This is a genomic window from Streptosporangium minutum (assembly GCF_002149035.1).
In the GTDB taxonomy this organism is placed as follows: Bacteria; Actinomycetota; Actinomycetes; order Streptosporangiales; family Streptosporangiaceae; genus Streptosporangium; species Streptosporangium minutum.
The window spans coordinates 1-6317 of record NZ_NGFP01000378.1 but is presented as its reverse complement, the minus strand read 5'-3'; the positions used below and the strand labels follow the sequence as shown (position 1 = coordinate 6317).

Annotated in this window: 4 protein-coding genes; 1 reads left to right on the top strand and 3 read right to left on the bottom strand. The window is 71.5% G+C overall.

Going from position 1 to position 6317, the window contains the following annotated elements; genetic code table 11:
- Positions 1 to 315: 315 nt before the first annotated feature.
- The gene (locus CA984_RS41880) at positions 316 to 720 is read right to left on the bottom strand and encodes a peptidase inhibitor family I36 protein (RefSeq protein WP_086578875.1); all 405 of its coding nucleotides are present in this window, start codon (positions 718 to 720) and stop codon (positions 316 to 318) included.
- 223 nt (positions 721 to 943) lie between these two features.
- Positions 944 to 1690 (bottom strand): alpha/beta fold hydrolase, encoded by a 747-nt coding sequence (locus tag CA984_RS41875; RefSeq protein ID WP_086578874.1) that lies wholly within the window; start codon positions 1688 to 1690, stop codon positions 944 to 946.
- A 79-nt stretch (positions 1691 to 1769) separates the two neighbouring features.
- Between CA984_RS41875 and CA984_RS41870 the strand changes: the two genes are divergently transcribed.
- Positions 1770 to 2723 (top strand): helix-turn-helix transcriptional regulator, encoded by a 954-nt coding sequence (locus tag CA984_RS41870; RefSeq protein ID WP_086578873.1) that lies wholly within the window; start codon positions 1770 to 1772, stop codon positions 2721 to 2723.
- An 8-nt stretch (positions 2724 to 2731) separates the two neighbouring features.
- Here CA984_RS41870 and CA984_RS41865 read toward each other — a convergent pair whose 3' ends face one another.
- Positions 2732 to 5905, bottom strand: coding sequence for a S41 family peptidase (locus CA984_RS41865; RefSeq protein WP_086578872.1), 3174 nt, complete (start codon positions 5903 to 5905; stop codon positions 2732 to 2734).
- Between the last annotated feature and the right edge of the window lie 412 nt (positions 5906 to 6317).

The window sequence follows — 6317 nt, the reverse complement described above, 5'->3', positions numbered from 1 at the left end:
ACTGGGACCCCAGGGAGCGGCGCAGGGCGACTCCCGGCGACTACGCCAAGGCCTACGACACCAACTTCGGCAAGAGGATCGACGCCGTGGACCAGATCAGCGCGTGCTGACCCGTCCGGGGGCGGCGCGAGCGCTTCCGCCCGGACGTGGGTGAGCGGCGCTCCGCCACCGGTTCCGGACCCGGGACGGCCGCCCCCCGCCCTTCCCCTCCTGCCAGGGGAACGCGCGCGGTGCGGCCGTCCCGGGTCCGGAACCGGTGGCGGAGCGCCGCTCACCCACGTCCGGGCGGAAGCGCTCGCGCCGCCCCCGGACGGGTCAGCACGCGCTGATCTGGTCCACGGCGTCGATCCTCTTGCCGAAGTTGGTGTCGTAGGCCTTGGCGTAGTCGCCGGGAGTCGCCCTGCGCCGCTCCCTGGGGTCCCAGTCGATGAAGCAGGCGGAGGCGTTGGCGTAGAAGGAGTAGACGTGGTCGTGCAGGTTCGAGGGCATGTCGCGGTAGCCGCTCGCGGGCGTCCATCGCCAGGGGGTGCCGCTGAAGTTCCGGGAGTACCAGAAGCAGACCTGGCCGCTTCCGCACTGCTCGGACGCACGCCTGAGAGCCGCGGCATGCTCGGCGGAGGAGCCCGCCTGCGCGTGCGCGGGCACGGCGAGCCCCGCGCACAGGAGACCGGTGGCAAGGGCCGTGGCGGCGAGGCGGGTGTTCCGGATGCTTGATTTCACGTGGATCCTCTGGTCGGGGAGTGCTGTCGTCCGACCGATGGTGCCCTGCCCGCCTCCGTCACTGCAAGTGATTATGTAGTTACCAGAAGTGATGTAAGTCGATCGCGGCGCCCGCCGGGGCCGATGGGAGGGGGCGGGCGCCGTGAACCCGCCGCGGGCCGCGGGGGCGGCCGGGCCGCCCCCGCGATCCCGGCCCGCCGGATCCCGGTCTCCCCGCCGGAACTCAGCCCGCCAGCGCGGCGAGCGCGGCCGCGGTCTCCACGGGCTTGGAGAACATCGGCCAGTGACCGGTGGGCACCGTCTCGAAGCTCCACTCCGGTCCGGCGAGCGCCGCGAAGAGCGGGTGTCCGGCCGTGATCATCGCCTGGACCTGCTCCATCGGCAACGAGCACGCGATGAGCGTCTTGGGCAGCTTGTCCACCTCGCCCTTCAGCGTCAGCGGCTGGGTCATGGTGCCGTACGGCTGAGGCGTCGCGCGGGAGGCGAACCAGTCGAGTTCGGCCTCGCCCAGGCCCTCCAGGCTGGCGCCGGCCTGCTCCTGCTCCTGCCAGGAGGGCAGCGGGTAGGCCGTCCCGCCTCCCTGCTCGGCGACCCGCGCCTCGATGAAGGCCCTCCAGTCGGGCTCGTTGAGGTCCATGAACGTCAGGCCGTCGGCCGTCGGGCCGGCGTCGAGATAGACAAGCCGGGCGACGCGCTCGGGGATCCGGTCGGCCGCGCCCGTGACGGCCGCGCCGGCGCCGCTGTGGCCGACGAGGATCACGTCGTGCAGGTCCGCGAAGACGACGGCGTTGACGACGTCCTGGATGTGCGTCTCAAGGTCGACCCCGGCGCCCGCCAGGTGGGAGCGGTCGCCGAGTCCGGTGAGGGTGACCGGGTGGACGTCGTGACCGGCCTCGCGCAGCGGCGGGACGACCTTCTCCCAGGCCCAGGCGCCGAGCCAGAAACCGGGGACCAGAACGTAGGTGCTCATATGTTGTCTCCTTCTTCGTGTGGTTTGATCATAGGATTGAATCCGGACAGAACCGGTCCTGATTTTTTGGGAGATCTCGATGACCGTCACCCGGGTCCTCGCACTGCTGGAGATCCTGCAGGCCGGCCCCGGTCTGACCGGGCCCGAACTCGCCGCCCGGCTGGAGGTGGACGAGCGTACGGTGCGCCGCTACGCGGTGAGACTCTCCGAGCTCGGGGTGCCGGTGGAGGCCGAGCGCGGGCGCCACGGCGGCTACCGGCTCCTGCCCGGCTACAAGCTGCCGCCGCTGATGCTCACCGACGACGAGGCCACAGCCGTCGTGCTGGGGCTGCTGGCCGGGCGGCGGACCGGCCTCGCGGTGGGGGAGACGGCGACCGAGAGCGCGCTGGCCAAGATCCAGCGGGTGCTCCCCCAGGCGCTGCGCGAGCGTGTCGCCGCGGTGTCGGCGACGCTGGGGCACACCAGGGCGCCGGTGCCCGCGAGCGCCCCGAAGGCAGGGCCGCTGCTCGCGCTCGCCGACGCCGCCCGGCACCGGCAGACGGTACGGCTGGCCTACCGGTCCTGGCGGGGCGAGTCCTCGGAACGCGACCTGGACCCCTACGGCATCGTCTTCCACTCCGGACGCTGGTACGCCGCCGGGCTCGACCACAACAGCGGGGAGGTGAGGACCTTCCGGGTGGACCGGGTGGCGGGCGCCGTACGGACCGGGCGGTCCTTCGGCGACCCGGGCGACTTCGACGCGGTCGCGCACGTGATCGGGTCACTGTCGGCGGTGCCGTACCGGCACGAGGTGAAGGTGCTGCTGACCGCCACCATGGAGGAGGCGCGCAGGAGGATCCCGGCGGAGACGGCGACGCTGACCGAGACCGCCGGCGGGATCCTGCTGGAGACCAGGGCCGAGCAGCTGGGCGGGATGGCGCAGATGCTGGCCGGGCTCGGCTGGCCGTTCACCGTGATCACCCCCGACGAGCTGCGCGGGGAGATCAGGGCGCTGGCCGGACGGCTCATGGAGGCCGCCGACGCCGTGCCCTGATCCCCCGCTCAGCGAGGCGGCAGGCGCGGCACCGTGAGCCGGGGCCGGTCGGCCGGATCGGGCGTGTGCGGGGGGTGGAGGAGCAGGCGTTCCAGGGCGACCTCGATCGCCTTGTCGAGCTGGGTGTCCACGCCGCGGGCATAGTCCTGCGGGGTGATGTCCACCTCGATGTCGGGGTCGGTGCCGTAGTTCTCCACCCGCCAGCCCACGTCGTCGAAGGCGAAGGAGAACTCCGGCTGGGTGGTGACCGTGCCGTCGGCGAGCTGGTGCCGGGGCCAGATGCCGATCACCCCGCCCCAGGTGCGCTTGCCGATCAGCGGGCCCAGGCCGAGCAGCTTGAAGGTGTGGCTGAAGATGTCACCGTCGGAGCCGGCCCACTCGTTGGTGATCGCGACCATCGGCCCCCGGGGGGACTCGTCGGGGTAGGGCTCGGGCACGCTCCACCGCGGGAAGTTGTAGCCGAGGCGGCGCCGGGAGAGCTTCTCCAGCAGCAGGGCCGACACGTGGCCGCCGCCGTTGAACCGCACGTCCACGATCAGGCCCTCACGGTCGTATTCGGTGAGGAAACCGCGGTGGAACTCGGAGTAGCCTTCCGGCCCCATGTCGGGGATGTGCAGGTAGCCGACCCGGCCTCCGCTGCGCTCGTGGCAGTGGGCCCGGTTGGCCTCCACCCAGTCGCGGTAGCGGCCCGGCTGCTCGTCGCCGATGGCCCTCACGTTGAAGGTCCGCTTGTCCTGCCCGCGCCTGACGGTGAGCTGGACCTCCTGGTCGGCCTGGTTGACCAGCCGTTCGTCCGGGCAGGCCGACGCCCCGACGGGCTGGCCGTTGACGGCAAGCACCGTGTCGCCGGGCCGTACGTCCACCCCGAGGCGGTTGAGCGGCGAGGTGACCTCGGGATCCCAGCGGTCGCCGTTGACGATCCGGGCGACCCGGTAGTGGCCGTCCTCGAAGGACCAGTCGACGCCGAGCTTGCCCTGCCGGTAGTGCGGCCGGGACGGGTAGGCCCCGCCGCTCTCGTAGGCGTGGGAGGTGCCGAGCTCGCCGAGCAGCTCCCACAGCAGGTCGGAGAACTCCCCCCGGGTGGTGACCCGGTCCACCAGCGGAAGGTAGCGCCGGTAGACGCCCTCCCAGTCGATCCCGGCCATGTCCTGGGTCCAGAAGTTCTCCCGCTGCAGCCGCCAGGTCTCGCGGAACATCTGCCGCCACTCGGCCTCCGGGCGGATGGACACCTTGACGCGCGACAGGTCGACCCATCCGCTGGCGCGGCTCGGCGTGTCGTCGTCCTCGGGCGTCTCGCCCGCCTTGATCACCCGCAGCCGTTTGCCGGCCTGGTAGAGCAGGGTGGTGCCGTCGCGGCCCAACTGGAACTCCGAGACGTCCCCGACCAGGGTCTCCTGCTTCTGTCCGGCGAAGTCGTAGACCTGCAGCGTGCCGTCGGAGGAGTCGGCGTAGTCGTCGCCGAGACTGCCCTCGACGGGGAACGTCAGGTAGAGGGCCTTGCCCTTGAGCCCGGCGATGCGGTCGTAGCGCCCCTCGGGGACGGGGAAGGCGACGACGCGGTCCTGGATGCCCTCCAGGTCGATGACCACCTCGGTCTCCTGCCCGTCGTCGTCGTCGTCGTTGTCATCGTCGTCGTCGTCCTTGAGCGGCCGGGGTTCCGGGACGAAGGGGGAGCGGACGTCGGCGCGGAGCCCGATGGCGTAGGGGCGGGAGCCGAGGGGGAATCCCAGGTCGAACTGGAGCTCGTCGTAGACCGGGTTGAAGACGCGCTGGCCGATGAAGTAGAGGTAGTCGCCGCCGGGGTCGAAGGCGGGGCAGGTGTCCCACAGCACCGGGCGGGTGGCGGCGAACGTCTCGCCGGTCTCGACCCGGCACAGCTTGACGGCCATGGTCTGCGCGGTGTCACGGCAGGCGTAGGCCAGCCAGCGGCCGTCGGGGGACCAGGCGAGGTCTTCGATCGCGCCGAACCTGCTGGCGTCGATCACCGTGCTCCGGGCGCCGGCCACCGCGCCGCCGGTGAGGTCGACCACGAGCAGCTCGTTGCGGTGGTTGGCGATCGCGATCCTGTCGTCCTTGGGGGAGGCCTCCAGCGCGGTGACGCGCCCGGTGTCGAGGTGGTCGAGCTGAACCGGTTCGGCGCTGCCGTCGGCGGTGAGCACGGACAGCACCTCGCGGTCACCGTCGTCGCTGGCCGCCGCGATCAGCCGCTCGTCGTCGTTCAGCCAGGTCAGCAGGCGGTAGCGGACGCCGTACGGCGCGCCGTGCTGGCGGACCGGGCCTTCCCAGCCGGCGAAGGAGAACGCCTTGCCCCGGGTGGTGATGGCCAGGCCGCTGCCGTCGGGACTGAGTGTGGCGCTGTCGAGGAAGTCCTCGGCCGGGGCGAAACGGCGGTTGCGCTGGGTGCGGGAGCTGCGCAGGCACACCTCGACCCGGTGGGACTCCCCGTCCTCGACCAGGTAGAGCTCGGCCCCGGCGTGGTAGACCAGCCGGTGGCCGTCACCGGACAGGTTGCGGGCGTAGTAGTCGGCGTGGTCGGAGTGCCTGCGCAGGTCCCCGCCGTCCGCGGTGCAGGAGTAGACGTTGCCGACGCCCTCGTGGTCGGAGATGAAGTAGACCCGGTCTCCGGCCCAGCAGGGCGAGGCCAGGTTGCCCGGCAGGGCGATGAGCCGCCGGAACTCCCCGGTGCCGATCCACAGGTCGCCCACGGTGCCGCCCCGGTAGCGCTTCCAGCGGGCCGGGTCGGCGGTGTTGCGTCCCAGCACGATCTGCGGGCCGTAGGAGATGGAGTTGGCCGGGCCGTACGGCAGGCGCTCCGGAATCCCGTCCGGGTGGACCCGGTGCAGCCACTTCAGTCCATCGAAGGGCTGGGACTCGTCGCTGGCGTACAGGACGGAGCCGTCGGGATCCCAGCCGGTGACGGTGGAGCGGGCCCCGTGGTAGGTGATCCGCCGGGCCGCCCCGCCGTCGGAGGGCATCACATAGACCTCCTCCGGGCCCTCCTCGCGGCCGGCGAAGGCGAGCTGGTCGCCGAGCGGGGAGAATCGGGGGTAGCCCGCCTCGGCCACCCCGGCGGTCAGCCGGAAGGCCCGTCCGCCGGTGGCGGGCACCATCCACAGGTCGTCCTCGGCGGCGAAGACGACCCTGTCGCCGAAGATCGTTGGGAATCGCAGGTAGGCGGACATCGTGTCACTCCATGATCGGATGACCGGTGGGGGCCCGCTCCGGTCGCCCGATCATGATTTCACGGCTGTGACATCCCGGGTCCGTTCCGGGCGCCTTGGTCGCTTTGCTTATTTTTAGGGCTTTTACCCTTTTTTGGCCGGCCCGGCAACGCTTATGACCCTCATCGGAGTCTTCTCCCGCCCATCCGGGGCGCCGGTGGATTCCCGCTCCGCGCCCGCTCTGTTCTCCATCGCGTTAAGTGTGGCAATACATATTTTTCGGACATGATTCCGTTTAGTGGCCTTTAAGAGCATTAATACCCCGTTGTTCCGCTGCTCGCGGCGTGGCGGGTGCGGGCCGCCCCGCGAGGGCGGTCAGGCGATGATCGCCTGGCCGATCCCCGCGCCGCGGGCCGGTGCGCCCGCCCTGCCC